The following is a 26,217-nucleotide window of genomic DNA, read 5'->3' on the forward strand; positions in this document are numbered from 1 at the left end:
TTTTTATTTAGCCAATTTTGCCAATGCTCTTTTTAAACGAGCAATCCCTTCATCAATATCTTGTTCAGGAATAATGAGAGACGGAGTAAAACGAACGACATCCGGACCTGCAATTAGAGCAAGTAATCCTTCCTCACCAGCCCAAGTCGTAATATCTTTAGCTTTTCCTGCATACTCAGCTTGTAATACGCAACCAATGAGCAAACCTTGACCACGAATTTCTTCAAAAATCTGATGTTCAGCATTTAAAGTATTCAAGGCATCAAGGAAATACTGATGACGATGCTTTACACCCTCAAGGACTTCCGGTGTATTAATAAATTCGAATACTGCACCTGCAACCGCACTTGCTAATGGGTTACCACCATAAGTCGTACCGTGCGTACCAACTGAAAAATGCAGCGCAAATTTATCTGTTGTTAGCATTGCACCGACAGGGAAACCACCACCTAGTGCTTTTGCAGTTGTAAGAACATCTGGAATAACACCAGTGTTCATGTAGGCATAAAGTGAACCTGTACGGCCTACACCAGTTTGTACTTCATCAAAAATAAGTAAGGCACCAAACTCATCACACAGTGCGCGTAAGCCTTTTAAAAATTCGATGTCAGCTGGAATAACACCGCCTTCACCTTGTATCGGTTCAACAATGACTGCACATGTTTGCTCATTAATCACCGCTTTTGCTGCGTCTAAATCATTAAAGGCAACATGGTTAATGCCGTTTGGAAGCGGTGCAAAGTCTTGTGAATATTTAGGTTGACCGCCTGCTGAAACGGTAAATAAAGTACGACCATGAAAAGCATTTTTAAATGCCACAATGCCACTTTTACCAGCAACGCCGCTGTCTAGACCGACTTTACGAGCTAGTTTCAATGCCGCTTCGTTCGCTTCTGCACCTGAGTTACAGAAGAAAACTTTGTCTGCAAATGTATTTTCAGTGAGTTGTTTTGCAAGGCGTAGAACAGGTTCATTTGTATAACCATTGCCCACATGCCAAAGTTTTTTTGCTTGTTCTGTTAAAGCATTTACTGCCACTGGATGCGCATGACCTAATGCGTTTACTGCAATCCCGCCTGCAAAATCAATATATTCTTTATTTTCTTGATCCCATATACGTGAACCTTCACCACGTACAGGAATGAAATTTGCCGGTGCAAAAACTGGAACCATCCAGTCGTTAAAGTTGCTTCGAGTTACAGAAATTGGCTTTTCCATGCTTACCTCAGTATTTATTTAATATATTCGATATCACTTGAATTTTAATAATTCAGAAAAAGGGACTGAACAAATAAACCCTATAACATCCTTTGTATTTGCTCAGACCACTTTTTCTAAAAGTAATTTCCGCAGATTAGCCTGGGAAAATACCGCGCTCTTTACGAGCTTTTAAAATACGCTCACATGCCAAGATGTAAGCTGCTGTACGTAAAGTACAAGCATTGCTGTTTGCTGCATTCCAAACATCATCCATAGCTTGAACCATCAATTTATCTAAACGCTCATTGATTTCTTCTTCGGTCCAGAAGTAGCTCGCCATGTCTTGAACCCATTCGAAGTAACTTACAGTTACACCGCCGGCGTTACATACCACGTCAGGCACTACAACAATGCCACGCTCAACTAACACATCTTCAGCTTTAGGATAAGTCGGGCCGTTTGCACCTTCTAAAATCAACTTAGCTTTAAGTTTTTCAGCACGGTCAACAGTGATTTGACCTTCCAATGCAGCAGGAACAATAATGTCAACTTCTGCTGTCCAGAAATCTTCATCAGCGATTGCTTGCGCACCAGCGAAGCCGCCAACACCACCTTGATTTGCATTTACGTGATCACGTAACGCTTCAAGATCAATACCATCAGCATTGAAAATAGTGCCTGTATGGTCTTGAACGTGTGTAACTTTCGCTTTTGATTCAACAAACAAGAAAGCAGCTTCACTACCAACGTTACCAAAACCTTGAATAGCGATTTTCGCGCCTTCAATTGGTAAATTGATTTTTGCAGCTACTTCGCGGCCTGTAACAAATACACCACGACCAGTCGCTTTTACACGACCTAAAGAACCACCTAAGTGAACTGGTTTACCAGTTACAACACCTGTTACTGTGTAACCTTGGCTCGTAGAATAAGTATCCATCATCCAACCCATAATATTGGCATTTGTACCAACGTCTGGAGCAGGGATATCTTTTTGAGGCCCGATAATGTGACCGATTTCAGTCGTATAACGACGAGTCAAACGCTCTAATTCACGATTTGATAATTTACGCGGATCAACACGGATACCACCTTTTGCACCGCCAAATGGCAAGTTCAAAACAGCAGTTTTAATTGTCATCCATGCAGACAACGCCATCACTTCATTCAAATCAACATTTGGATGGTAACGAACACCACCTTTACCAGGGCCACGAGACAAGTTGTGTTGTACGCGGTAGCCTTCAAAGTGCTGGATAGAACCGTCGTCCATTACAATTGGCACGTCTACAATAAGCGCACGTTTTGGGCGTTTTAAAGTATCGATATACTCTTCCAAGTGACCTAAATATGGAGCAACACGGTCAATTTGTGCCAAGTAAGTTTGCCAAGCATCGCTGTGTTCATTTACGTATGAAAGATCTGCCATCTTTTTTCCTATATACCTTCATAGATTCAGATTTGATAAATCTGCAATCTTTATTATTTAGCAACTAAAACTTTGCAATAACAATGCCTTAGTTTATTTACCAAATCTTCTGCCCTTCTAAAGCATCAGACTTTTTAAATTCCATTTGTTGATACGAAAAGTATGATCTACTTTTATATATCGATATCTTTTACAAGTTTTCTTTTGTCTAAATTACTGTTTATAAAGATAGCTTTATAAAAGCAAAAACTAACTACAACCAACTAAACCAGCCGGCTGAAATATGAATACAAAAGAAGTGACATAACCGTTTGGGAGTTAAAAAGAACTATGATTTACAAAAATCATGAGTCCATAAAATTATTTTTGACTAATCGATAGATCCCTCCATTAGTCTTTTTAAAAATAAACTTTGTTCAATAATGCTACAGATTAATTATTTCCATACATACTGCTTAAAATTAAGCCGAAACATAGATATAAAATCTTCCAATAAATATAGCACAGAGCACGCTCATTTAGAACATTTTAAAATAAATAAGCAGAGAAAAAATAATCAAATCGCACTGCCTTTTATAATAAAAAAACAACAAATATTAAAAAAACCTTAACTCTAATAAAAAAAATTTATAGAAAATAAACTTCCATAAATATGAAAAATGTAAATATTTTTAATCATAAATAACAATTAGTTATAAAATTAAATCTTTTCAAAAACCATCAAAAAATTATCTATTCTCCACATTAAATCCATATTAACCCTATTCCACCCCTCTATTCTAAAAAACTAAAAACACCACCTTATTAAATAACAAGACCAAACATAGACTTAATCAAATATTTATAATAAATAAATATTAATAAAAATCCGATAAATGGTGAATTTATAGAACAACATTTGTTTCCATGATTAAAAATAAAAATTCATTTTTAAAAAAAATATACAGAATCCATCCTTCTTAATTTCCTACAGACCATAAAAAAGGCCCCAAATGGGACCTTTAGACTACGCTGGTGAAAGCATACAACACTTAGCTCTGTACCACATCTTTCTTGTGATAAAAAATGAAGTAGCTCGCATAACATAAAAGAATAAAAACAATACAACAGATAAAGCCAACCCGCATAGAGGGATCAACTACCATACTAATGCAAGTAACAGCACAGAACAGACCACCCACAATTGGAGTCAAAGGAAATAAAGGAGCAGCAAAACGTAAGTCTTTTGCAGTTTTCCCAGATTTATACCACTGTCTACGGAAATTGAATTGAGATACGCAAATTGCAATCCACACAACCACCATGGTAAATGCTGCAACACCCAATAAATTTTTAAAGATCATCTCAGGGGCAAACTGCTCTGAAAGCAACCCAGGTATTGCACCAAACATCGTCACAGTAATGGCAACAATCGGTGTTCCTGAAGGAGTAAGCTTTGAAAATATTTTTGGTAATTGGTTTTTTACTGAAAGTGACCACATCATACGTGAAGCAGCAAATAAACCAGAATTGGCAGCTGAGAGTAAAGCAGTAATGATTACAAAGCGGATAATATCTTCCGCATAAGGAATACCAATGTAATTAAACACAGTCACAAAAGGACTATTACTTACTTCGTTTGCATTCAAACCAGCAAGCTCGAATGGCAATAGCGAAGTAATCACAACAATGGTACCAACAAAGAAAATTAGTAGACGCCAAATGGCTGCATTAATCGCTTTTGGGACTGTCTTCGCAGGATTTTCAGTCTCACCAGCCGCTACACCAATTAACTCTGTACCCGAAAATGCGAAATTAACGATCAGCATAGTTGCAAAAATTGGGAATAAACCGTTTGGAAACCAGCCGTGGGCTGTCAAATTACTAAACAATGGTGCAGTTTCATGCCCTTGATAAGGAATAAAGCCAAAAATTGCCAACAGCCCCAAACCAATAAAACAGATAATCGTGATAACTTTGACAAGTGCCAACCAAAATTCAGACTCGGCAAACAATCGAGTTGAACTCACATTCAGAATAAAAACTAGGGCACCAAAACACAGCGTCCAAGCCCAAACAGAGGTAGTTGGAAACCACTCCTGAACCAGTAAAGCGGCAGCGGTAAACTCAGTCCCCAATGTGGCAGTCCAAGTTAACCAGTACAGCCAAGTAATCATATATCCTGTGCCTGGACCGATATAACGGCGGGCATATTCTCCAAAAGAACCCGATTCAGGTACATGAACTGCAAGTTCACCGAGACATAGCATTACGGTGTAGGCGATTAAACCACCCAAAAAATAAGAAATAATTGCCCCGATTGGGCCTGCTTGAGAAATTACATCACCAGAACTTAAAAAAAGACCTGTACCTATGGCACCGCCAAGGGAGATCATCACCAAATGTCGAGTACTCATTGCTCGTTTCAAAGGTGCAGAACTTCCATGTTGCGATGCATCATTATTCCGATAATTTAATGATTGCATATAAAAAACTGTAACGACAATTTAGTAAAAAATCATTTTAGGATAAAAAAATAAATATGCAATTATCTTTAAATAGTGAACTTATTTTAAACAACTCCTCACCACATAAATAACATATAAATAAAAAACAAATACTTATTAAAATTTAAAGTTATAGTTGTATTTTAATTAGCCTTGGATCATTTATTTACTTTATATATGTGCAAAGACCATTTACTTTAAAGCATGATATTTTTTCACCTAATTTATAATGCTTGTATTTAATACGCCAGATATTCACAAAACAAACACATCATTTATTTAAATAATGACTTTGAATTTAATATACAAATAAATTAATGAAAAAATATTTTTTAAGCAAAAAATAAAGCCCAAATCTTTAGACTTGAGCTTTATTTAACCACTAGAAAGGTTTAATAGGCGATTGAGATTAGTTGTTCAGTAGGCGTGATTGAACCTTCTATAAATTCACACATCCCATGTTCATCACAAGATAAATTTAATTGTTTATAGCTAATTGCAAAAAAGTCGGAATATTTTTTGATTACAAACGGACTCATGTCAGATGTTAAAGGCTCTTTGCTCTTGAACAATTTAATGACTTTGCGATCATTCATCCCTAACAAATAAATTTCATTATTTAATTCAATGTGCACTACACCAGTATGTTCAGCCACAATGGGAATCAAATATGACTTATTTGCCAATAGAACATCTAAAGCATAACTCTCAAACTTTGAATTAATGAGGTTGAATACCAAAATTGAATTAAAGCTATTCTGTAACCCTTCTTTATAAGTCACTTCTTGCTGAGTTTGTTGCACCTTAATACCCAGTTTTTGAAAGTCTAGCTCAGTTGCCTGCTTTGCTTTCATAAGGCTACGAGTAATAGCCTGTTTAAGTGGGTTATCAAAATAACGTTCATCTAGCTGAAAATCATTTTGGCGTAATATCTTTAACAACATGTCGTCATGATGCGAAAGAACATGTGCAAGTACATTACGGAAATAAAACTTACTTTGCTTTTTGACCTTACGAACCTGTTGATAAAAATAAATTTCGTCAAATTCATGCTCAATAAAATCATGCAATAAACTTGAACTTGCTAATACTGACAATGCTTCATGACCAGTAAATGGCAAATGAATCGTATGTAAGTTTGGCAATAGCTCTTTTATTTTTAGGTAATGTTCGCGGTCAATCGAGAAATAAGGGTCATAAACAATGACGTATTCACGCGCTGCATCCACATCTTGCAGCTGGATCTGCATGTCTTTATTTGCTACCGCATCAAAAAACTCAGCATAGCGTCGATCTTCAACATAGTCAGGATCAATTGAATATTGAGGTACAAATGCAATCACACGGTTCATATTCAATAAATTAGAATATTTGATTGCTGCATAGCCGCCCATCGAACCGCCATAACCCACAATATTTTTAAAACCCTGAAGAACAGGCGAAATTGTTTTCGCCAGCTCAATCATGCTCGCTTGAGGAAACCATGATTTTTGTTTTGGCATTATCCCAATAACATTGTATTGGTATTTAATTAGGGACTTTTCAGCATTGATAGATAAGCCACTCGCTCGGGTAATCAAATCGCCAAAAGAGAGAACCAATGTATTAGAATCGCCTGATAAAAAAATGGCTCTAATGTGTTCGTCTTCAAAAATAATTTGCTTATCCATGCTCACACCGAAAGAAAATTTGCTCCCACATACAACGTCAAAAATGAAACAAAATAGGTGTTTTGCCAATTTATGATTGCGGAGTATCTTATTTTATAGATGCCAGTCAGATTAAAAAGCGCAAAATATGACACAATCCTTACATCCTGCCGCTCAAAAAGGCTTCAGCTCAGCTGCTGAACTGTATCAGCAAGTTAGGCCTAATTATCCCGCAGAAATAGTGAGTTGGCTGCAAAATTACCTCCAAATACAGGAAAACTCTACTGTTATCGATCTTGGATCGGGTACTGGCAAATTCTTACCCTACTTAAAACAAACACATGCAGATATTATTGCAGTTGAGCCAATTGGCGAGATGTTACAGCAGCTTCAACACGTTTATCCTGATATCAAAACATTACAGGCTTTTAGCCATTCTATTCCTGTAGCGAACCATAAAATTGATGCCATTATTTGTGCGCAATCTTTTCATTGGTTTGACAACATAGATACCCTAACAGAAATGTATAGGATATTAAAACCACAAGGACATTTAGGGCTGGTTTGGAATCAACGCGATGAGCGTACGGATTGGGTCAAAGCTTTAGCTGATTTTCTACTTCCACTTGAAGGAGATACACCCCGTTATCATAGTGAAAAGTGGAAAATCGTATTTGAACAGCAGGATTTATTTGTGTTTGATAGCCTACAAACGTTTACACAGTCACAACGAGGTAGTGTCGAACAAGTGGTGAGCAAACGATTACTCTCAACAAGTTTTATTGCTGCAATGACTGAAAAAGATCAATTACAACTCAAAGCACAGTTTGAAAAAATTGTTTATGATTTTACGGGATTAGGTCCTCAAGATCAGATTGATTTTCCATATGTTACGTATGCATATCACTTTCAGAAAAGTACGTTACCCGTTAAATAATTAGTGAATAGGTTTGGTTGAAAGTTATGAAGAAGAAAACACCTCAGGTCATATTAATGTCTTTGCTTTGCTCTAGCCTATTTCTTACTGCTTGTAAAAAAGCGGATGAGCCTGCTAAGACGGAGCAACCTTCTGCCACCTCATCTACCGATCAGGTTTTAGAAAAACTGAATGAAAGACCTGTTAAGACTTTTCCAGCGACTGCTGATGATGCACACGATATTGCGCTACTAGAGGATTATGACCGCCGCTTTACAGAAATGAGTGACGAGATGGAAAGCGAATTAGCAAAAATGCATGAAGCTGGAACCCTCACTACAGAGTTTGAGCAACAACGTACTCTTGATAATGTGCGCTCTTCTCTTACCATGCTAAAAGATTTGGATTTAAAAACTGAACAAGGCCGTTATATACAAGGCCTACTCTACCAATATTGGGAAAACCAAGAAAAACACTTGAGTGATAAACACGCGACTAAAGATGAGCAGGTCAATGATCTTGCCGACTATTTACAAGCACAAAATCAATTAAAATATTGGAAAGCATCGCAACAGAAATAAGTACTACATTCCTTAATCAAAAGCCTTCATATTTATGAAGGCTTTTTAAATTATATATTTTGCTTTTCAACCCAATGAATAGATTGCACACGAAATAGTTCACAAGCACCATCACCTGTATCAGTTGGTGTAAGCGACGATTTCCAGACTAGATCTTTATCTTTAATTTCGACAAGGTCACCTTTGAGATAGACCAGATCTCCACGTTTTACCTGTTTAATCTGTTGGGCGATTTGCGGGTTCGCAGGAATGATGTGCATATTAGACACCATTTGCATCGCCTGCTCTGCTGGAACAGGTAATTTAGGAATTTTCCAGTTTAGATAACGGTCATATTGTTTTACTGAAATATGACGTGCAATCTCAGGCTGAGCAAACAAACCCCAGCTTACTGCATAGTCAATAGGTGAAAACTTAGCTTGTTCATCATTTTGATAAACTTTTGAACCCAAGATTCTGAAATTCCCCTGAAAAGGCTGTAATACTGAAATAGACTGGTCCTTTTCAACAGGGTTCAAACCTTGGGCAATATTATATTCACTTGAGGTCGATGCAAATGCTGAACTCATGCCAATAGCAGCCAGTAAGCCCATCATCAAACGTTGTTTTTTCATCGCGTTACACCTCGAATATTGCTAGATCAAATTAAATAGATCTCAATTTATAGTAGTCGCAAGCCATGAAAAAAATATCGGAATTTAGTAACAATACAGATTAATTTCGTCTATTTTTGTGCACTCAAAATTAAAAATTTAATCTTCAAAATCCACTCTTAAAGTTTCAAAACGAACCTTTCCTTGTTGCACAGCTTGTGCAATTGCCTGTTGGCCTTTGGTTAGCCTTGCCCCACCGCTTTTTACATCAAGTAAAATAATATTAATGTCTTCTGCCGTTCCATCACCATCTCGGAAATCAGTGTATCCATCAAAAATAATATAATCCACCGGATCGCCCATGAATTTTGCATCGCTTGGTAGATACTGAAATTCTGGCAAAATGGGAGCGAATTGTTCTGCCATTTTCCCTTTCAACACCGCACGACTTGTATTCACGCTTCGCTTTTGTGCTTGAGTCAGAGCTTGTTGGTGTTCCAATTCAAGTTCAGCAATATATTGCTCATATTCAGCCTTAATTCGGCCATTGCGAGTATTTGATAAAATAATAGTAGTGATAATAATACCAATACCCGCTCCAATTAGCATGGCAAGCCATACAGACATAAACTTTCCTTAACAAGCACAAATCAACATTGCAGATCTAATCATATCTAAAATAACGAAACAGCTTAAACTTTTGTCAAATGCGGTCATCTACTTCTCATAAAAAGATGCTAAGGTATAAAACATAAACAAATGTGCTGCTGAAAATAATTGGATTTATGAAAACGATACTTATTGCAAATCAGAAGGGCGGATGCGGAAAAACCATGACGGCCATTACGTTGGCAACAGCATTGGCACAAAAAGGATATAAAGTAGCATTAGCAGATTCCGATAACCAAAAATCGGCCTTACAGTGGTTAAAACAACGCCCCGATAGCGTCGCAACGATTCAGAGCCTCGACTGGCGTCATGAAAAATCAATTGGTGATGCACCCAAAAATCTGGACTATTTAATTATTGATGCGCCTGGTGCACTTTCAGGTGAACATGCTGAACAACTCATCAGCGAAGCTCATGCCATTATTACTCCACTTCAGCCTTCATTTTTTGATATAGACAGTACTCGCCGCTTTTTAAAGCATTTACAAGATATTAAACGTATTCGTAAAGGCAAAGTACAGATTTTACTTCTTGCTAATCGGGTAAAACCGAACAGTGCAAGCTCAAAAGATATTCAACAGTTTTTTGAAAAAATTGAACAGGAACCTGTTGCATGGATTTCTGAACGCAGTGCTTATGGTAGCTTAGCTATGCAAGATTTAAGTGTTTTTGATAAACCACAAAAAAACTTTATTAGTATTCAAGATCAATGGCAACCTGTTCTAAACAAGTTAGTTGAAGATAAAGCTGAGTGGTTTTAAGTGAATTTTGATCTCTAAGAATTGGCTATGAGTATTTTTACATTCAGGCCTTAAAATTTGCCTCAGGTTATTTTTCAGTTAATATGACTTTATTCTACGTAGAAAATTAGAGAATTATTGTTCGTGCATCCATACGCTCCTAATTTACAGCGCGTTTTATTGTTTGGGCTGTTTTTTATTTTGATTTTTTTAGGATTTAATATCCTGAAATACTTTATTGTTCCTGTACTTTGGGCTGCCATCATTGCTTATATGACTTGGCCTATTTATCTAAGAATTCAGCGTTTTTTTGGAGAAACCCGTAATACTTTAAATGCAACACTAATGATTAGTCTGGTCATTTTAGTTGTTGGCATACCTTTTACATGCGCTATTTTTATTTTGCAGCATGAAGGCCGCAACTTATATTTTGATTTACAACGTCAGGTTTTTTCGGGTCATTTAAGCGTTCCTGATTTTATTCGCGATCTTCCTTTTGTTGGAAAAGAGATTTCTCGCACACTCAATGAGTTAAATAACGATCCTAATAGTACCATTCAGAACATTGCAGCTTGGGTACAAAGCCATTTAAGTTATGGCCGTGTGCTGCTCGGTGAAATTAGTAAAAATATTGTCAAACTTGGCTTTGCAGTATTTAGCCTCTTTTTCTTTTACCGTGATGGTCAACTCATCTTAACTCAGGTGAGTAAAGCCTTAGAAATGGTGATAGGCCCTCGCATTCACCATTATCTTGATACGATTTCTGAAACGACTCGTGCCGTAGTCTATGGTGTCGGTTTAACTGCCATTGCTCAAGCTTTTTTAGCTGGATTAAGTTATTTCGTAGCAGGTGTACCAAATCCAATGGTACTTACTATTGCTACTTTCATATTAGCTTTAATCCCATTTGGTACACCAATTTCCTATCTAGGCGTCGGTCTTTGGTTGTTCTCTCAGGGACAAACTATGGAAGCAATTGGTGTAATTGTATGGGGTGTACTCATTGTAAGTAGCTCAGATAATGTGATTCGCCCGCTTGTTATTTCTGGTGCCACTAAAATTCCATTCCTATTAATTATGTTTGGTGTGTTAGGTGGTATTGCGAGTTTCGGTTTGGTGGGATTATTTATTGGACCTGTAATTTTGGCTATTTTACTGGCGATTTGGCGTGAATGGTTACATGAAACCATTGAACCTGAACCTATGCCCAAAACGACCATGATTTATGATTCTGAGAGTGAATCCTCCAATCATAAAGAGTGACATACTTATTTAATTTAAAAATGTTTCAAGATACAAAGTGACTATTTAAATTAACTTGTAGGCTAAGCCTTACTTTGTTTGAATCTAATAATCAGACATATATATTTATAAGGGCATCCAACCATGCAGACTTTTAATAAAATTGGCGCAGTCTTTGCGCTTACAGCTTTTTTTACAGTCGGCTGTAGTTCAGTCACAAAAACTGTATCCGACACGGCTCACGCATTAACCACAATGCATACGAAGAAAGTGGTTGATGTAAATGAAGTTACCGCAAATGGTATTGGTAAAAAAATAGGTACCATTAGCTTTCAAGATAGCGACAAAGGTTTAATTATTACTCCTGCTTTAGCTGACTTACCTAGCGGTACTCGTGGTTTCCATATTCACGAAAATGCCTCTTGTGCCCCTGCTGAGAAAGAGGGAAAACCTGGTGCTGCTTTAGCTGCTGGTAGTCACTACAATCCAAACCAAGCTCCTCATCATGGTACGCCAACGACTGGCCATTTAGGCGATCTACCTGCTTTAGTGGTCGATAATACTGGTGTTGCAACAACTGCTGTGATCGCACCTCGATTGAAATTTGCAGACATTCAAGGTCGAGCGATCATGATTCATGCGGGTGGCGACAATTACTCAGACTCACCTTTGCCTCTCGGCGGTGGCGGAGCACGAATCGCATGTGGTGTGATTAAATAATTTATATGTTTATTAAATTGTGGGTATCTAAAAAGATATCCACAATTTTGTTAATTTATTGATCGCTATAACTTGGTTTCAGCCTAATAAAATCTTAAAAAATGACTGACTTTTGTAGATAAAAAGAATAATATTTTTGAAGTAATAAAAATTTAAAGTTACATACTGCTTTCTCACGTATTCTCTAATTTAGAACAAAAGCCGTGAATTATTTGACCCAGATATTTAATAGTTTTAAGACAAACTCGATTTTAATTTATTGTCTGCAAATTCTGATTGTACTCACAGGCACAACTTTAGGTTTGCTTTCACTAGGCCATAACGAGCTGATTGTTCCTGTGACTTTAGGAGCAATTGCAGCAGCGTTAACCGACTTTGATGACCGTTTAAGCATTCGATTACGCAACTTAGTCTATGTCTGCCTGCTATTTTTTACAGTCAGTAGCATTCTTGGATTTCTCGCTCCCTACAAAATCTTTTTTATTCTCTATCTCTCAATTTCTAGCGCTTTTTTCATTTTATTAGGGGCTTTAGGGCAACGTTATGCCACGATTTCGTTTGGCACTATTTTGCTTTCCATTTATAGCATGTTCGGGTTAGGAGAATATGCTCATTGGTATCAGCAGCCTACCTACTTTGTTTATGGAGCTTTGTGGTACGGTTTCACCTCTATTTTATTTTTTATTATTAAACCTACACTTCCCTTACAAGATAAACTCTCACAAATTTTTAAAGAAATTTCTGTTCTACTACAGGCAAAAGCACGTTTATTTGATCCAGACAATAAAGAGAATGTAGAACAACTCTTATATGAACTGTCCTTACAAAATACGCAAGTGGCTCAAAGCCTGAATCAAATACGCAGTTCCCTACTCACTCGGCTAAAGGCTTCACGGGTGAGTAATAAAAGTATCTATTGGCTAAACCTGTATTTTTTTGCGCGAGACATTCACGAGCAAGCAACCTCTAATTATTTACATTACGAACATATTCAACAGAACTTTAGCCGTAGTGATCTTATTTTCCGTTTCCAAAAAAATCTGCGCCTACAAGCACAAGCTTGTCAGGACTTAGCCCAATGTATTTTATATAATCGGCCATCTCAGCCTTCGCAAGAAAGCCAGACAGGATTAAATCACTTAGAGAGTTCTTTAAAGGACTGGATACAACAACATCCACAAAATTTTGAAGTTAAAAATTTAAAACTCATTTTTGATAATTTAAAAGGAATGCATGAACAGTTTGAACAACTGCAATATGCACAGCCCTTCCCTGAAAATAATACCCAGACAAGGCAAGAGCACTTAAATTTACTTGATGATGATATTCAAGGGTTTTCAGATCTGATCTTGAAACTTCGGCAACAGCTTACCCCTCAATCTGCATTGTTCAGACATGCGGTACGAATTGCTGTCGTTTTCGCCGCGGGCTATGCCATTTCATTATTACCCTTTGCTCAGCATGGCTACTGGATTTTACTGACCAGTTTATTTGTTTGTCAGATTACCTATTTTGCGACTAAAAGCCGCCTTAAGCTTCGAACAATTGGGACATTAATCGGTGTTTTATTAGGAATACCAATCTTATATTTTGTACCTAGTATTGAAGGCCAGCTCATCATTACGATTATTTGTGGAGTATGCTTTTTTTACTTACGGCAAAAGAAATATGCTTTGGCTACGCTTATGGCTACCCTCATGGTGCTATTAATTTTTAATTTAAAGGGTGCAGGCTACAGCATTATTTTACCTCGCCTTATAGATACGCTATTAGGCTGTTTTATTGCATGGCTCGCTGTAAGTTTTATATGGCCTGATTGGAATTTTCGCAATATTCCTAACAATATTAAGAAAAGTAGCAAAGCGACGCTCGACTATTTCAATGTGATTGTGGAGCAATACCAATATGGCAAAAATCAAGACATAGAGTACCGTCGAATTCGTCGTGCGGCCCATAATGCTCAAATTGAGCTATCAAACATGATCTCAAGCTTAAGTGCCGAGCCCAATCCTAATCCAGAACTCATTCATTATGCTTTCCGTTATTTGGTTTATAGCCACAGTCAACTCAGCTATGTGGCAGCGTTAGGCAGTCAACGACAAAAAATTGATGAAGAACAAGTTTTACAATTATTACTGCGTTGCCAGCAAATTCTTAGTCAAAGCGTACTTGAGCAGTCACTACCCGACAACACATATATTGAGCAAACATTGCAAGAAATTCGAGGCCTAACCACTCATGAACAACTTTCCGAGAAATATACATTAGTCTTGAAACAAATCAGTTTATTATTAGAAACATTACCAGAATTGCTGATGCTTAAAGACAAACTTTTAGAGCAAGAAATTAAATAGCTATAACACTTTATTGAGGATAAAAATGTACTTTCCAAAGATATATAAATTTCTTTGTGCCACTTTTTTATTGCTGAGTAGCACATCATATGCATTTGAAATAAATGATTTAAAAAAGATTATAGAATGTCAATCAGATCAAGAAACTTATACCAATTTTGCTTCTGAATATGATGAAAATTTATCAGCACTTGGTTTTAAAAAAGTTGATGATCCTGAGCAACCGTTCATCTATTTATATAAAGCAGCTCAGCCCATTCAATTATTTGGTATTAAAACTCATGAAATTGCTTTGGCGGGTCAAGGCATAGTAGCCGTTTTCCGAAATGCAAATGTTAATCAACTTTCGAAAAAATTTGATATACCTCAACATCCTGACTTTAAAACGTTACCTTTTTTTAGAGGTGTTCGCACCGTCAAGACAGAACCAGCAACAGCAGATTCTTTTACTGTTTATCATAATCTCAACTTATCAGAAATGACCGGAAAAAGTCCGATGACATTACTAGGTTGTACCTATGAAACAGACCGCGAAGAAATGGAAAAAATGTTAAAAGAATAGTTAAAAAAAAATACCGGAATATAAATTCCGGTATTTTTTTTAATCATTTCCTTGGAGCTTTCTTTCTTGCATTTCCTGTTTTAAAGCATTTCGTGGTTGGCTAAACCAGAGCGCAATAAATGTAAAAGCAGATAATGCAAAGGCCCACAAATGAAATTGAGTATAGAGATAACGTACCAGCTCGATCATGGCAAAGAAACTCATCATAAGCAGCATCGAAACTGCTGCCGCAACAGTTCCTTTTGATACTTCAGATGACATCAGTGCAAAGCGGTACAAAACTGAGAAACTAATTCCTTCACCAAAGCAAATTAATGTCATGCCTGTGAGTAAACAAGGAATTAAATAGGTTTGCCACACTACACCTAATATTAAAATGAGTGTGCCAATCAGCATGATAGGTAAACCGATCATGACCGTTTTACCTAAAGACAGGCGATCAATAATTTTAATTAAAACAATATTCCCGATAATTAGACCTAGAAATACCGGAAATTGAGCTAAACCATATTGCACACTGGTGAGCTTCAACTCATCTACCAAAATAATTGGAGATAAGGCAATCCAAAGCATTAAAGGCATACCCACCAAAGGCAAAGCAAGGCTTAAACCTAAAAAGCGATGATTACTAAATACCTTTTTAAAATCATCGAAAAGATAGCTAAAAGGTTGCTTGGTAACACTGACCTGCTGATTTGGCATTTGTTTTTTTAAACCCACCCAACTGAGTAATGCCAATACAGCGATGGCTACAAAGCCCCAGTGCCAAGACACATAATCAATTAAGAAAGCACCGAGTACAGGTCCCAACAAAGGTGCAAGCAATGAAATATTTGCCATGAGTGCCATGACTTTAATTGCATCACGTTCAGCAAAACTCTCTTGAATAGCAGCATAGCCTACTGCTGAAATTACACTTAAACCAATACCTTGTAAAAAGCGTAATGTCAGAAAGTGTTCCATTTGTCGGGTTAATAAAATTAAAAAACAACATAAGGCGAAAAATAAGACACCAGCCAAAAGTACTTTTTTACGCCCAAGACGATCTGACAAAGGCCCAAGTAACCATGCAACCGAGGCGCCGCCTAATAGGTAAAATGACATTGAAGACGGTGCCCAAGTTGCGCTTACACCAAAATCTTCAGTGATTGCCAACATTGCAGGCTGAATCAGGTCATTACCAATATAAACCGCAAATTCAAATAGCACTAAGGCCAAAGGAAACATCAACGTTGTACGGTTCAACGTTGTCGTTTGAATATTTTTCATGAGTTGTACACTTCAAAATAGCGGCCATATGTCTCTACAACTACATATAAAATAGGATGTAGTCATGATGATGACAGTATGGTCAATCAATCTTTAATTAAGTTTTTATATGCCGTGAGAGTGCATGTTTAGAATGTGAAACACCGTATTCACAGGGTGTCTAAGAATAGAAAAATTATATGGCGTAAGATTTGATAATTTTTACCAGTTGGCATAATTACCGAGCGCAACAATAGCATTTTTTGAATTGCTCAGCAATCGGACAATTATAAGAAGTTTAAATCTTATTTTTTTTACCCACAGCCATACTTTTTTTATTGTGAATAACCTTAAAGTTATCCACATCTATAATAAAAATTAATCATTAAGGACAAGGATTAACTTGGAAATCTGGGGTTTCCTGCCCTTTCGTACATTGATAACTTTGCTTTTTATTCACAATTTTCCAGACTTGCTCGTCTCGCTTTAATAAATATTCTGTACGAACTTTTGTTATCGCATCTTCGCTAGGATCTGTCTGTAAAATAGTGACTTGAGCATTAGAGGGATCATCGGCAGCATTCATTTGCTGTGAAATGTCCAAATTACTTGCATCATTTAGAAGATCTGGTTGATCAAGTAATACTGCTTGAATCGGGCTATCAGCAAGTTGAGCAGAAGAATTTTTAGCTGGAGCACAAGCTGTTAGCACTGCTAAGCTACAAACAATCAGCAAACTCATTTTTTTCATATGTAATCTCTTAGCTCTACTCAAACTTAATGCTAAAGCTCACCAACAAGTTTTTCCGTAGCACTTTGTAAAATAAGATTAAAGTTATTGATATTATTCATCTAAATTTATTTCACAATTCGAATTCCTATTTAATTGTTGATTTTTAATCAAGAATATTTTTCCAATTCATGCATTTTTCTATAAAAGTAAATTCCGTAGAGTAGATTTCAAATTTAGGAATTTAATTAGAGTAACTCCCATGAGTAAGATTTTAGTCATTAACGGCGCCAAACAATTTGCACATTCAAATGGTGAATTAAATGACACATTAACCACACTGGCAAGCTCACACCTCACTGAACTCGGACATGAAGTTCAAGTGACCCGTGCCGATAGCAACTACGATGCAGAAAATGAAGTTGAAAAATTCTTATGGGCTGACGTTGTGATCTATCAAATGCCAGGTTGGTGGATGGGTGCGCCTTGGACTGTAAAAAAATATATTGATGACGTATTTACTGTGGGTCACGGCTCACTCTATGCAAACGATGGCCGTAGCCGCTCTGATGCCGCAAAAAAATACGGTTCAGGCGGTTTAATTCATGACAAAAAATATATGTTGTCATTAACATGGAATGCCCCGATGGAAGCATTTGATGATGCAGATCAGTTTTTCCATGGAGTAGGTGTTGATGGTGTTTATTTACCCTTTCATAAAGCGAATCAGTTCTTAGGCATGAGCACACTTCCTACTTTTATTGTCAATGATGTGATTAAAATGCCTGACGTTGATAGTTATGTTGAAGAATATAAAACCCACTTGAATAGTGTATTTGCAGCAGCCTAATAAGGAAAAATCCATGCTTACTATTATTGCGGAAATTCATACTAAATCGGGTGGACAACATCGCCAAAATGTATTGGATGCATTTCAAAAAATCATTCCAACTGTTTTAGCAGAAGATGGTTGCCATGGCTACGAGCCTTTGATTGATCACATATCAAATGCCAGTTTTCAAACCAAAGAACCTGACACGATTGTGATGTTAGAAAAATGGGAAAGTGTTAGCCATCTTGAAGCACATCTGGCTACACCTCATATGCAAGCCCATCATGCAGCAGTTAAAGATGATGTAATTGATGTGAAAATTAAAATTTTAGAAAGTGGCGTATAATTTAACCCATAAAAAAAGACGATATATTTATCGTCTTTTTTTGCTTAAGAACAAAGTTGCGTTTGGAAACCTCTAGAGCCTTTACCTCTCGCACATTGATAGCTCTTTTGCTTATTTTGCAATTGCCACTTTTCATCAACCAATTTAAATGCATACTCTGTTCGAATTGCAGAAACAGAGTCGTCCATTAAACCTGTTTGAATGACAGTAATACGAGAAACAGTTGGTGATTCCACACGGTTAAACACTTGCTGAACTGAGGTATTGTTGTGCTCTTTTACAATCTCAGGTTGAGATTTAAGTACTTGTTGCATTGGGGTTTCTGAACCTACAAAAGGTATGAATTTACTGGTTGTCGCACACCCAGTGAAAAGTCCAGCACAGAGAGCTGAAATTAAAAATAAACGTTGCATTTTTATCACCAAAAAACAAAAGGCATAGCTTTATGATGCTATGCCTTTGTCGGTTACTCTGTAGAAACTATGTAGTTCTAAAGATGCCTACTTTTTTACAGATCAAATAATTTACCCGGATTCATTAAACCATTCGGGTCAAATACTTTCTTCAACGCTTTCATATATTCAATTTCTTCAGGCGAACGTGAATATTCCAAATACGGTTTTTTCGTCATACCTACGCCATGCTCGGCAGAGATTGAACCATCGTATTTTTTAACAGTATCAAATACATATTTATTCACAACCTGACATTTCGCAAAGAACTCATCTTTGGTTAAGTTTTCAGGTTTTAAAATATTTAAGTGCAAGTTACCGTCACCAATATGACCGAACCAGCAAATTTCAAAATCAGGATAGTTCTCTTGAACAATTGCATCAATTTCACGAATAAATGCAGGTACGTGAGTAATTAATACTGAAATATCATTTTTATATGGAGTGAACGGCGCGATTGATTCAGAAATATCTTCGCGTAAACGCCACAAGCTTTCTACTTGGTCTAGGCTCTGGCTCATTACACCATCAAGTACCCAACCCTGCTCCATACAATGCTCGAAAATTTCCATCGCTTTATCGAGAATCGGCTCATATGGTGCTTCAAACTCAAGTAATACATAGAACGGACATTGAGTTTCAAATGGGCGTTGTACATGTCCATGATCTAAAACTTTTTGCATTGCAAGTTCACCAAAGAACTCAAATGCAGTTAAGTCGATATCTTTTTGGAAAGCATGTAATACAGGCATTACTGCATCAAAATCAGGAACACCTAAAACTAAAACTTGTAGGTTTTGCGGTTGACGCTCAAGTTTAATTTCCGCTTCAGTTACTAAACCTAATGTACCTTCACCACCAATAAATAAATGCTGTAATGCATAACCAGTTGCATTTTTAACCATGCCTTTGTTTAAACGTAAAATATCACCTTTACCAGTGACAACGGTTAAACCAAGTACCCAGTTACGGGTCATGCCATATTTAATGACTTTGATACCACCGGCATTGGTTCCGATATTACCGCCAATCTGGCTAGAACCCGCTGACGCGAAGTCAACAGGATAATACATACCTTGTTCTTCAGCATAATTCTGCAATTGTTCAGTCACAACACCAGCTTGCACTCGCACCATGCGATCTGCTGGGAAGAACTCAAGAATCTGGTTCATCTTGTCCATGCTAATGACAATTTCACCATTCGTTGCAACAGCACCAGCAGAGAGACCCGTACGGCCGCCTGAAGGGGTAATTGCGATATTAAACTGGTTCGCAAGCTTCACAACAGCTTGAACTTGCTCAGTGGTCGATGGAAAAACGATGACCGATGGGTTCGGATTAAAATGCTTAGTATGATCTTTACCCCAGTTTTCGAGACTATCAGCATCAGTTTTAATACGGTTTTCACCGACGATTGCCGTTAATTGGGTAAGTAACTCAGGTGTTAAAGCGACTGGAGCATTCATCGTTTGCAGACCTAGCAAAAAGTAAACTATGGTGGGACTATGGCGTAATATTTCTCAGAGTTTTCACCTGAGCAAAGCCATAAGCTATATTCTACATGTAACCGCACAAGCGATAAAGTTCAGAATAGAGATACTGTCACTACAAAACATGTTTAACCTTCATAAATGACTTTTTATGAACCTTCAAAGCATAAATATTTTTTAAGTTAAAATGACAACCACATTTTGAAACTATCAACAAGCCATAAATAGAAGTGATTAGATATAGATAAAATTGCCATAAGACGATGGCGCAAACGAAATATCTATAGCACCGCCCATTATGTTATTATACCGCCACCAAATTTGGCCTTTGTAGCGGAGCCGTAATGAGCCAACATCTTTCACTACCTAAAGATAAAATCCGTTTCCTTTTGTTAGAAGGCGTTCACCAAAACGCAGTCGATACTTTAAACGCTGCGGGTTACACCAATATTGACTATCGCAAAACTGCTCTTGAAGGCGAAGCGCTAAAAGAAGCGGTTAAAGATGCTCACTTTATTGGTATTCGTTCGCGTACCCAATTGACTGAAGAAGTTTTCGAAGCTGCAAATAAATTGATCGCAGTGGGCTGTTTCTGTATCGGAACAAACCAAGTTGATCTTAAAGCAGCAATGGCACGTGGTATTCCTGTATTTAACGCACCGTATTCAAATACGCGTTCGGTTGCAGAACTTGTACTTGCTCAAACGATTCTTCTTCTTCGCCGTGTTCCTGAAAAATCGGCGGCTTGTCATCGTGGTGGTTGGGATAAGTCTGCTGTCGGTTCTTTCGAAACTCGTGGCAAAACTTTAGGTATTGTAGGTTACGGTTCCATCGGTTCTCAGCTTTCTGTTCTTGCTGAAAGCTTAGGTATGCATGTGATTTATTACGATGCAGTGACTAAATTACCAATGGGTAATGCTCGCCAAGTTGGTTCGTTAGACGAACTCTTAGCGACTGCTGATGTAGTTACATTACATGTGCCCGATGTTCCATCTACACGTAACTTCTTCACTAAAGCACAATTTGCAAAAATGAAAGAAGGCGCAATCTTCCTAAATGCTGCACGTGGTACATGTGTAGTAATTGAAGATTTAGCAGATGCAATCAAATCTGGTCATATTGCTGGTGCAGCAGTTGACGTATTCCCTAAAGAACCAAAAGCAAATGGTGAAGAGTTTGTTTCTCCACTTCGTGGCTTAGACAATGTGATTTTGACTCCTCACGTTGGCGGTTCAACCATGGAAGCGCAAGCAAACATCGGTTTAGAAGTTGCAGAGAAATTTGTTGCTTACTCTGACAAGGGTATGACGCTTTCTGCGGTGAACTTCCCAGAAATCGCGTTACCACTTACTGCTGGCCAACACCGTTTATTGCACATCCACAAAAACGTACCGGGCGTATTGTCTAAAATCAACAACTTGTTTGCTGAGCAAGGCATCAACATTTCTGGTCAATCACTCATGACTAAAGGTGACATTGGTTACCTCGTAATGGACGTTGACGCTTCTGCTTCTCACGAAGCATTAGATATGTTGCATGAAGTTGAAGGTACAATTCGCGTGCGCGTATTGTTCTAATACGAACTGTAAATTTAAAAGCCACAGCATTGTCTGTGGCTTTTTTATGGGCATTTACATTATCATGTGAAAAGTATACCAATCGATCAAATAATAAAATGTCCAGTTCGAACCAGAAATCTCAGCTACATGCTTTGGGCTTTCTCATTCTCGCTATGCTAAGCGTACAAAGCAGTGCATCTTTAGCTAAAATTCTGTTTCAGAACTTTCCTGTGCTCACTGTCTCCGCAATGCGCCTATGTTTAGGTGCAATGATTCTTGCCTTTATTTTCCAAATTTGGCGAATTAATTTTAGTCAGGTTCGTTGGAAAGCGATCTTGGCTTATGGATTTGCTCTTGCTGGAATGAATGCACTTTTTTATCTGTCAATTGAGCGATTACCAATTGGTATTGCCGTCGCTTTTGAATTTATTGGTCCCTTAAGTGTAGCCTTATATCACGCACGCCAAAAATATGATTTTGTCTGGGTCAGTTTCGCGATTATTGGCCTCATTTTACTTTTCCCTTTCAATCAAGCTCATAGTCTGGATTGGATCGGAGTATTATTTGCGGTTAGTGCGGGTGCATGCTGGGCGCTTTATATTATTGCTGGTCAAAAGCCTTCTGGCATTTCAGGTAACCACACTGTGTGTTTAGGAATGACTGTAGGCGCATGTGTATTGCTACCAATTACTTTTTTTTCAGGGTCAATGGGCCAAGTTATAGAGCTCCCCTATCTTTTTTATTTTATTGGCTTAGCAATTTTAGCCAGCGCGTTACCATTCTCTTTAGAAATGCTAGCACTACGTAATTTAACACCGTTAAGTTTTGGAACATTGATGAGCCTAGAACCCGCAGTTGCTGCACTTTCTGGCTTTATCTTTTTAGGTGAATATTTGTTATGGAATCAATGGCTGGCACTCGCAACAATTATTGCAGCTTCCGTCGGTTGTACCATAACCACCCAAAAAGCACGTCAGGAACGTAGAAAAACAGTCATTTAAATCGACTCAACCTGCGAGTTGGAACATGGTATTCGCTATAATTGAACATTCTTATTTTAAATAATATTAGATGAGGCCCTCGGGTATTTTCCATGCAGAATCTTCCCATTATTGCTGTGCTCTATATGATTCTGTCGATGGTCTCATATCAAATCAGTGCTTCATTTGCTAAGCAACTCATTGCAATATTAGACCCTCTGACCGTTACAATTTTAAGGCTGAGCTTTGCAACGGTTATTGTCGCTATCATGTTCCGTTCGTGGAAAATCTGGTCACGCTTACCCTATTTAAAATGGCATGATTTATTGATGTACTGCGCATCTTTAGGTCTCATGAATATTTTATTTTATACGTCGCTTGGAAAATTACCTCAAGGCATTGCAGTTGGTTTAGAATTTATTGGACCATTAGGTCTTGCTCTACTTTCTATTAAACAAAAGAGTGACTACATTTGGGTCGCACTTGCGATGTTAGGTATTGCACTGATGGTACCTTGGCAAGACCCAACGCAACACCACTTTTCCTATGTGGGTGCTGCATGTGCGCTAGGTGCTGGATTTTGTTGGGCCTTCTATATTTATTTTGGTCAGAAAGTTGTGACCCAGAATATAGGTATGCATGCTTTAACCATCGGAATTGGATTATCTGCACTGACCTTACTACCCATTGGTATCTGGCATAATGCTCCCGCATTACTTGAGACGCAGTACTGGGGTAAAGCAGTACTCATTGCTATTTTAGCGACTGCTATTCCATACGCTCTTGATTTGATGGCACTCAAACAACTTAATAAATTAACTTACGGTACCCTCACGAGTTTAGCACCCGCATTGGCAGCATTAACGGGTTTCTTATTACTTCACGAAGAAATCAGCATGCTGCAATGGGTGGCTTTAGCTTGTGTAATGCTAGCGTCGATTGGGGTTACTTTAAGAAGTACTAAAAAAGTAGCATAGTTAAATACTATTGCTGCTTTTTATACTTTTTATATTCCTTTAAATATTTATTACCAAGCGTTTCTTTTTCACTGTCTTTAAGAATTTTTCCCGCCTGTTGGAAAAATTTATGCTCTTCTTCTTTTAAATGATGATGGACTTTTTCACTCAACTGTTTGGCGGTTGCTAACCAGCTTGGGCTACTCATATCCGTTTTTTCGAGCTGTTCGACCAACTCATCCATTTCATGGTGCTCAGATAAAGCATGTCTCGTAATATCCAAACCAACATCATCAAACATTAAAGGGATATATAAATAACGGTCTTCGGCAACAGAATGAGCATAAAGTTCGTTTTTTAATGCATCAAATAATTCTTTTCTTTCTTCGGTTAAACCATGTGTCTGAACTAATTGTTCAGAAAGGTTTCGTTGATTTTCATGGCTTTCTCTTAATGCTTCGAAAATATTCATTCTCTTCCTCATTTTTTAGCTAAAAAATCTTTTTTATTTCAAGGTTTATCATACGTTGAAATTTATAATGTTTAAGTAGCTTAGAATGAGACTATTTTTTACACAGTTTTCTTTCTAGTAAACTTCTGTAATTATTTTTATATTTATGATTTTGAATGGCATCGTAAAAAGTATGAACTTCGCCTCCTGATCAGTTCATACTTTTCGAAATATTTAGCCTGTTACAAACATTTGATAGCCCAAACGGCAAATCAGGATACTGACTAAAATTAAAAAGATAATACGGACAAAACCACTACCGTATTTAAGTGCGGTACGCACCCCAACAATAGAACCCAATACATTCGCGACTGCCATCATTAAGCCAATGTGCAAAATAGCGTGACCTGTCGGAATGAAGAAACTCAATGCAGCCAAATTGGTCATGAAATTACCAATTTTGGATAAGGCAGAAGCATGCAAGAAGTCTACTTGTAAAAAGCGGATAAAGAAGAAGATAAAGAAACTTCCCGTTCCTGGGCCAAAAATACCGTCGTAAAAACCAATCGCCAAACTACCAATCCCTGCCAAAATTAGCATTTTGTTAGTAATTTTTTGTTCAGTATGAACCTGCCCAAAGTTCTTTTTAACTAGCGTATAAACTGCTATCACAATCAACATCACAAATATGAAAGGACGCAATACAGATTGAGGAATTAAGGATAAACAGGCAGCACCAGCAAAAGAGCTAATCAAAGCACAAATGGCAATAACTGCTAAAAGTTTCCATTGCAATTTCACTCTTTTCGCAAAAGTATAAGCAGCCGATGCTGTACCAAAAATTGAAGAAAGCTTATTAGTACCAATCACCGTTGCAGTCTGCATGGTCGGGAAAGTGCTCATAAGACCTGGAATCTGAATAAGTCCGCCGCCCCCAACAGCAGCATCAATCGCTCCCGCAGTAAACGCAAAAAAGATCAAACTCAGGATAACATCCCATTCCATACCCATGCTCTATACTCTACATCTACTACAAATTTAAGATACGTTTAGGTACCAACCGTTTTTTATCGGTAATCTCGGCTAAACCTAGACAGCGCTCTTCCGAAAAAACTAAAACTTCTGCTTCTGCAGAATGCTCAATATTGCTTTCTAAACCGTTGCAAAAATATTTTTCACGCCCTTCTGGAACCTGAATTTTTAAGAAATGGTCAACTGGAGCATAAACTGGAAGTAACAAAGCTTCTCTTTGCTCTTCTGTCAGACTTTCCAGATATTCAATGGTATAACTCGGAATAAGCTCAAAATGTCCGGTTTGAGTCCGGTTTAGCATCGTTAAATGCCCACCACAGCCAAGTGCTTCGCCAATGTCTTCACCTAATACACGAATGTATGTTCCTTTAGAACAAGTTACATCCAAAGTGATACTATTTTCGGTAAATTCAATGAGTTCTAAAGCATAAATCGTGATTGGACGTGCTTCACGCTCAATCTCAATACCTTTTCGGGCAAGCTCATATAACGGCCTACCTTCTTTTTTCAAAGCAGAGTACATTGGCGGAACTTGTTGAATATCACCTCTAAATTTTTCTAGGGTTTGTTCAATAAGCTCTCGGTTCAGAACAGGAACAGGGCGTTCTTGTAAAATCTCCCCTTCCACATCACCTGTCGTTGTGGTTTGCCCCAACCGAACAGTGGTTTGGTAGCGCTTTGTTGAGTCCAGCAAATAATGTGAGAACTTGGTGGCCTCTCCTAAACAAATAGGAAGCAACCCTGTCGCCAAAGGATCTAAAGCTCCAGTATGACCTGCTTTTTGGGCGCGATATAACCAACGCACTTTTTGCAAAGCCGCATTTGAACTGAGCCCTAATGGTTTATTTAATAGAAATACACCACTGATATGGCGACGAGAAATTTTTTGATTTTTTGTCGTCATTTTTACTGGAACACAAAGCTAGAAAAAAGTGCCGACATGTTAGCAAATTCGGCAAGATATTTTCACAATATTTAGGTGCCTTTTCACTTATTTTAT

25 protein-coding genes are annotated in these 26,217 nt (G+C 37.6%); 12 read left to right on the top strand and 13 right to left on the bottom strand.

The window, feature by feature from the left end; all coding sequences use genetic code 11:
* Positions 1-3: 3 nt before the first annotated feature.
* The 4 genes from F936_RS00605 to F936_RS00620 form a co-directional block, all read right to left on the bottom strand.
* Positions 4-1,218, bottom strand: coding sequence for an aspartate aminotransferase family protein (locus tag F936_RS00605; RefSeq protein WP_005043967.1), 1,215 nt, complete (start codon positions 1,216-1,218; stop codon positions 4-6).
* 136 nt (positions 1,219-1,354) lie between these two features.
* The gene (locus F936_RS00610; protein WP_005043968.1) at positions 1,355-2,629 is read right to left on the bottom strand and encodes a Glu/Leu/Phe/Val family dehydrogenase; all 1,275 of its coding nucleotides are present in this window, start codon (positions 2,627-2,629) and stop codon (positions 1,355-1,357) included.
* A gap of 1,031 nt (positions 2,630-3,660) precedes the next feature.
* On the bottom strand, positions 3,661-5,094 hold the full coding sequence (locus F936_RS00615; RefSeq protein ID WP_005043970.1) for an amino acid permease: 1,434 nt from the start codon (positions 5,092-5,094) through the stop codon (positions 3,661-3,663).
* 413 nt (positions 5,095-5,507) lie between these two features.
* Positions 5,508-6,785, bottom strand: coding sequence for a hypothetical protein (locus F936_RS00620; protein WP_005043971.1), 1,278 nt, complete (start codon positions 6,783-6,785; stop codon positions 5,508-5,510).
* Between the two features lie 127 nt (positions 6,786-6,912).
* Between F936_RS00620 and F936_RS00625 the strand changes: the two genes are divergently transcribed.
* Both F936_RS00625 and F936_RS00630 read left to right on the top strand, forming a co-directional pair.
* Positions 6,913-7,701 carry a class I SAM-dependent methyltransferase gene (locus F936_RS00625; RefSeq protein WP_005043973.1) on the top strand — a complete coding sequence of 263 codons (789 nt, stop codon included), beginning with the start codon at positions 6,913-6,915 and terminating at the stop codon, positions 7,699-7,701.
* Positions 7,702-7,727: 26 nt separating this feature from the next.
* On the top strand, positions 7,728-8,261 hold the full coding sequence (locus F936_RS00630) for a hypothetical protein (protein ID WP_026055568.1): 534 nt from the start codon (positions 7,728-7,730) through the stop codon (positions 8,259-8,261).
* Positions 8,262-8,311: 50 nt separating this feature from the next.
* On the opposite strand, the gene F936_RS00635 is transcribed toward F936_RS00630, so the two are convergent.
* A complete protein-coding gene (locus tag F936_RS00635) occupies positions 8,312-8,875 on the bottom strand; it encodes a hypothetical protein (protein WP_005043978.1) in 564 nt (187 codons plus the stop codon).
* Positions 8,876-9,013: 138 nt separating this feature from the next.
* Positions 9,014-9,481: a Holliday junction resolvase-like protein gene (locus tag F936_RS00640; protein WP_003653742.1), complete on the bottom strand. Its 468-nt coding sequence runs from the start codon at positions 9,479-9,481 to the stop codon at positions 9,014-9,016.
* Positions 9,482-9,639: 158 nt separating this feature from the next.
* On the opposite strand from F936_RS00640, the gene F936_RS00645 reads away from it, so the two are divergent.
* The 5 genes from F936_RS00645 (at position 9,640) to F936_RS00665 (ending at position 15,141) form a co-directional block, all read left to right on the top strand.
* Positions 9,640-10,284, top strand: a complete 645-nt coding sequence (locus F936_RS00645) for a ParA family protein (protein ID WP_016801804.1) — start codon at positions 9,640-9,642, stop codon at positions 10,282-10,284.
* A 123-nt stretch (positions 10,285-10,407) separates the two neighbouring features.
* On the top strand, positions 10,408-11,526 hold the full coding sequence (locus F936_RS00650) for an AI-2E family transporter (RefSeq protein ID WP_005043981.1): 1,119 nt from the start codon (positions 10,408-10,410) through the stop codon (positions 11,524-11,526).
* 123 nt (positions 11,527-11,649) lie between these two features.
* On the top strand, positions 11,650-12,225 hold the full coding sequence (sodC, locus tag F936_RS00655; RefSeq protein ID WP_005043983.1) for a superoxide dismutase family protein: 576 nt from the start codon (positions 11,650-11,652) through the stop codon (positions 12,223-12,225).
* Positions 12,226-12,428: 203 nt separating this feature from the next.
* A complete protein-coding gene (gene yccS, locus F936_RS00660; RefSeq protein WP_005043986.1) occupies positions 12,429-14,579 on the top strand; it encodes a YccS family putative transporter in 2,151 nt (716 codons plus the stop codon).
* Between the two features lie 25 nt (positions 14,580-14,604).
* Positions 14,605-15,141 carry a hypothetical protein gene (locus F936_RS00665; protein ID WP_005043988.1) on the top strand — a complete coding sequence of 179 codons (537 nt, stop codon included), beginning with the start codon at positions 14,605-14,607 and terminating at the stop codon, positions 15,139-15,141.
* A gap of 39 nt (positions 15,142-15,180) precedes the next feature.
* On the opposite strand, the gene craA is transcribed toward F936_RS00665, so the two are convergent.
* Positions 15,181-16,410: a chloramphenicol efflux MFS transporter CraA gene (gene craA / locus F936_RS00670; protein ID WP_005043990.1), complete on the bottom strand. Its 1,230-nt coding sequence runs from the start codon at positions 16,408-16,410 to the stop codon at positions 15,181-15,183.
* Positions 16,411-16,774: 364 nt separating this feature from the next.
* Positions 16,775-17,140 carry a hypothetical protein gene (locus tag F936_RS00675; RefSeq protein ID WP_005043991.1) on the bottom strand — a complete coding sequence of 122 codons (366 nt, stop codon included), beginning with the start codon at positions 17,138-17,140 and terminating at the stop codon, positions 16,775-16,777.
* A 241-nt stretch (positions 17,141-17,381) separates the two neighbouring features.
* Here F936_RS00675 and F936_RS00680 point away from each other — a divergent pair, with 241 nt between their 5' ends.
* Both F936_RS00680 and F936_RS00685 read left to right on the top strand, forming a co-directional pair.
* Entirely contained in the window at positions 17,382-17,969 is a 588-nt protein-coding gene (locus F936_RS00680; RefSeq protein WP_005043992.1) for an NAD(P)H-dependent oxidoreductase, read from the top strand.
* A gap of 13 nt (positions 17,970-17,982) precedes the next feature.
* On the top strand, positions 17,983-18,297 hold the full coding sequence (locus F936_RS00685) for a putative quinol monooxygenase (protein ID WP_005043993.1): 315 nt from the start codon (positions 17,983-17,985) through the stop codon (positions 18,295-18,297).
* 44 nt (positions 18,298-18,341) lie between these two features.
* Here the strand turns inward: F936_RS00685 and F936_RS00690 are convergent, their stop codons facing one another.
* Both F936_RS00690 and F936_RS00695 read right to left on the bottom strand, forming a co-directional pair.
* The gene (locus F936_RS00690; RefSeq protein ID WP_004639658.1) at positions 18,342-18,710 is read right to left on the bottom strand and encodes a hypothetical protein; all 369 of its coding nucleotides are present in this window, start codon (positions 18,708-18,710) and stop codon (positions 18,342-18,344) included.
* A 95-nt stretch (positions 18,711-18,805) separates the two neighbouring features.
* Entirely contained in the window at positions 18,806-20,215 is a 1,410-nt protein-coding gene (locus F936_RS00695) for an FAD-binding oxidoreductase (RefSeq protein ID WP_005043994.1), read from the bottom strand.
* A 368-nt stretch (positions 20,216-20,583) separates the two neighbouring features.
* Between F936_RS00695 and serA the strand changes: the two genes are divergently transcribed.
* The 3 genes from serA to F936_RS00710 all read left to right on the top strand — a co-directional run bounded on the left by serA (position 20,584) and on the right by F936_RS00710 (position 23,755).
* Positions 20,584-21,816 carry a phosphoglycerate dehydrogenase gene (gene serA, locus F936_RS00700; protein WP_003653762.1) on the top strand — a complete coding sequence of 411 codons (1,233 nt, stop codon included), beginning with the start codon at positions 20,584-20,586 and terminating at the stop codon, positions 21,814-21,816.
* Between the two features lie 98 nt (positions 21,817-21,914).
* Positions 21,915-22,799: an EamA family transporter gene (locus tag F936_RS00705; protein WP_004639666.1), complete on the top strand. Its 885-nt coding sequence runs from the start codon at positions 21,915-21,917 to the stop codon at positions 22,797-22,799.
* A 92-nt stretch (positions 22,800-22,891) separates the two neighbouring features.
* The gene (locus tag F936_RS00710; protein WP_004639668.1) at positions 22,892-23,755 is read left to right on the top strand and encodes an EamA family transporter; all 864 of its coding nucleotides are present in this window, start codon (positions 22,892-22,894) and stop codon (positions 23,753-23,755) included.
* 7 nt (positions 23,756-23,762) lie between these two features.
* Here F936_RS00710 and F936_RS00715 read toward each other — a convergent pair whose 3' ends face one another.
* From F936_RS00715 to truB, 3 genes are all read right to left on the bottom strand, one after another.
* Positions 23,763-24,206: a hemerythrin domain-containing protein gene (locus F936_RS00715; protein WP_003653765.1), complete on the bottom strand. Its 444-nt coding sequence runs from the start codon at positions 24,204-24,206 to the stop codon at positions 23,763-23,765.
* 213 nt (positions 24,207-24,419) lie between these two features.
* A complete protein-coding gene (locus F936_RS00720) occupies positions 24,420-25,196 on the bottom strand; it encodes a sulfite exporter TauE/SafE family protein (RefSeq protein ID WP_004639670.1) in 777 nt (258 codons plus the stop codon).
* Positions 25,197-25,215: 19 nt separating this feature from the next.
* Complete coding sequence (gene truB, locus F936_RS00725) at positions 25,216-26,121, bottom strand: tRNA pseudouridine(55) synthase TruB (RefSeq protein ID WP_004639671.1); 906 nt, start codon at positions 26,119-26,121, stop codon at positions 25,216-25,218.
* Positions 26,122-26,217 lie beyond the last annotated feature (96 nt).

Source organism: Acinetobacter calcoaceticus DSM 30006 = CIP 81.8, assembly GCF_000368965.1.
Lineage (GTDB): Bacteria > Pseudomonadota > Gammaproteobacteria > Pseudomonadales > Moraxellaceae > Acinetobacter > Acinetobacter calcoaceticus.

What these genes read in the sequence shown, in the direction of transcription:
- F936_RS00605 (WP_005043967.1), bottom strand. Translation starts at nt 1,218, where the DNA reads ATGGAAAAGCCAATTTCTGTAACTCGAAGCAACTTTAACGACTGGATG.
- F936_RS00610 (WP_005043968.1), bottom strand. Translation starts at nt 2,629, where the DNA reads ATGGCAGATCTTTCATACGTAAATGAACACAGCGATGCTTGGCAAACT.
- F936_RS00615 (WP_005043970.1), bottom strand. Translation starts at nt 5,094, where the DNA reads ATGCAATCATTAAATTATCGGAATAATGATGCATCGCAACATGGAAGT.
- F936_RS00620 (WP_005043971.1), bottom strand. Translation starts at nt 6,785, where the DNA reads ATGGATAAGCAAATTATTTTTGAAGACGAACACATTAGAGCCATTTTT.
- F936_RS00625 (WP_005043973.1), top strand. Translation starts at nt 6,913, where the DNA reads ATGACACAATCCTTACATCCTGCCGCTCAAAAAGGCTTCAGCTCAGCT.
- F936_RS00630 (WP_026055568.1), top strand. Translation starts at nt 7,728, where the DNA reads ATGAAGAAGAAAACACCTCAGGTCATATTAATGTCTTTGCTTTGCTCT.
- F936_RS00635 (WP_005043978.1), bottom strand. Translation starts at nt 8,875, where the DNA reads ATGAAAAAACAACGTTTGATGATGGGCTTACTGGCTGCTATTGGCATG.
- F936_RS00640 (WP_003653742.1), bottom strand. Translation starts at nt 9,481, where the DNA reads ATGTCTGTATGGCTTGCCATGCTAATTGGAGCGGGTATTGGTATTATT.
- F936_RS00645 (WP_016801804.1), top strand. Translation starts at nt 9,640, where the DNA reads ATGAAAACGATACTTATTGCAAATCAGAAGGGCGGATGCGGAAAAACC.
- sodC (WP_005043983.1), top strand. Translation starts at nt 11,650, where the DNA reads ATGCAGACTTTTAATAAAATTGGCGCAGTCTTTGCGCTTACAGCTTTT.
- F936_RS00665 (WP_005043988.1), top strand. Translation starts at nt 14,605, where the DNA reads ATGTACTTTCCAAAGATATATAAATTTCTTTGTGCCACTTTTTTATTG.
- craA (WP_005043990.1), bottom strand. Translation starts at nt 16,410, where the DNA reads ATGAAAAATATTCAAACGACAACGTTGAACCGTACAACGTTGATGTTT.
- F936_RS00675 (WP_005043991.1), bottom strand. Translation starts at nt 17,140, where the DNA reads ATGAAAAAAATGAGTTTGCTGATTGTTTGTAGCTTAGCAGTGCTAACA.
- F936_RS00680 (WP_005043992.1), top strand. Translation starts at nt 17,382, where the DNA reads ATGAGTAAGATTTTAGTCATTAACGGCGCCAAACAATTTGCACATTCA.
- F936_RS00685 (WP_005043993.1), top strand. Translation starts at nt 17,983, where the DNA reads ATGCTTACTATTATTGCGGAAATTCATACTAAATCGGGTGGACAACAT.
- F936_RS00690 (WP_004639658.1), bottom strand. Translation starts at nt 18,710, where the DNA reads ATGCAACGTTTATTTTTAATTTCAGCTCTCTGTGCTGGACTTTTCACT.
- F936_RS00695 (WP_005043994.1), bottom strand. Translation starts at nt 20,215, where the DNA reads ATGAATGCTCCAGTCGCTTTAACACCTGAGTTACTTACCCAATTAACG.
- serA (WP_003653762.1), top strand. Translation starts at nt 20,584, where the DNA reads ATGAGCCAACATCTTTCACTACCTAAAGATAAAATCCGTTTCCTTTTG.
- F936_RS00705 (WP_004639666.1), top strand. Translation starts at nt 21,915, where the DNA reads ATGTCCAGTTCGAACCAGAAATCTCAGCTACATGCTTTGGGCTTTCTC.
- F936_RS00710 (WP_004639668.1), top strand. Translation starts at nt 22,892, where the DNA reads ATGCAGAATCTTCCCATTATTGCTGTGCTCTATATGATTCTGTCGATG.
- F936_RS00715 (WP_003653765.1), bottom strand. Translation starts at nt 24,206, where the DNA reads ATGAATATTTTCGAAGCATTAAGAGAAAGCCATGAAAATCAACGAAAC.
- F936_RS00720 (WP_004639670.1), bottom strand. Translation starts at nt 25,196, where the DNA reads ATGGGTATGGAATGGGATGTTATCCTGAGTTTGATCTTTTTTGCGTTT.
- truB (WP_004639671.1), bottom strand. Translation starts at nt 26,121, where the DNA reads ATGACGACAAAAAATCAAAAAATTTCTCGTCGCCATATCAGTGGTGTA.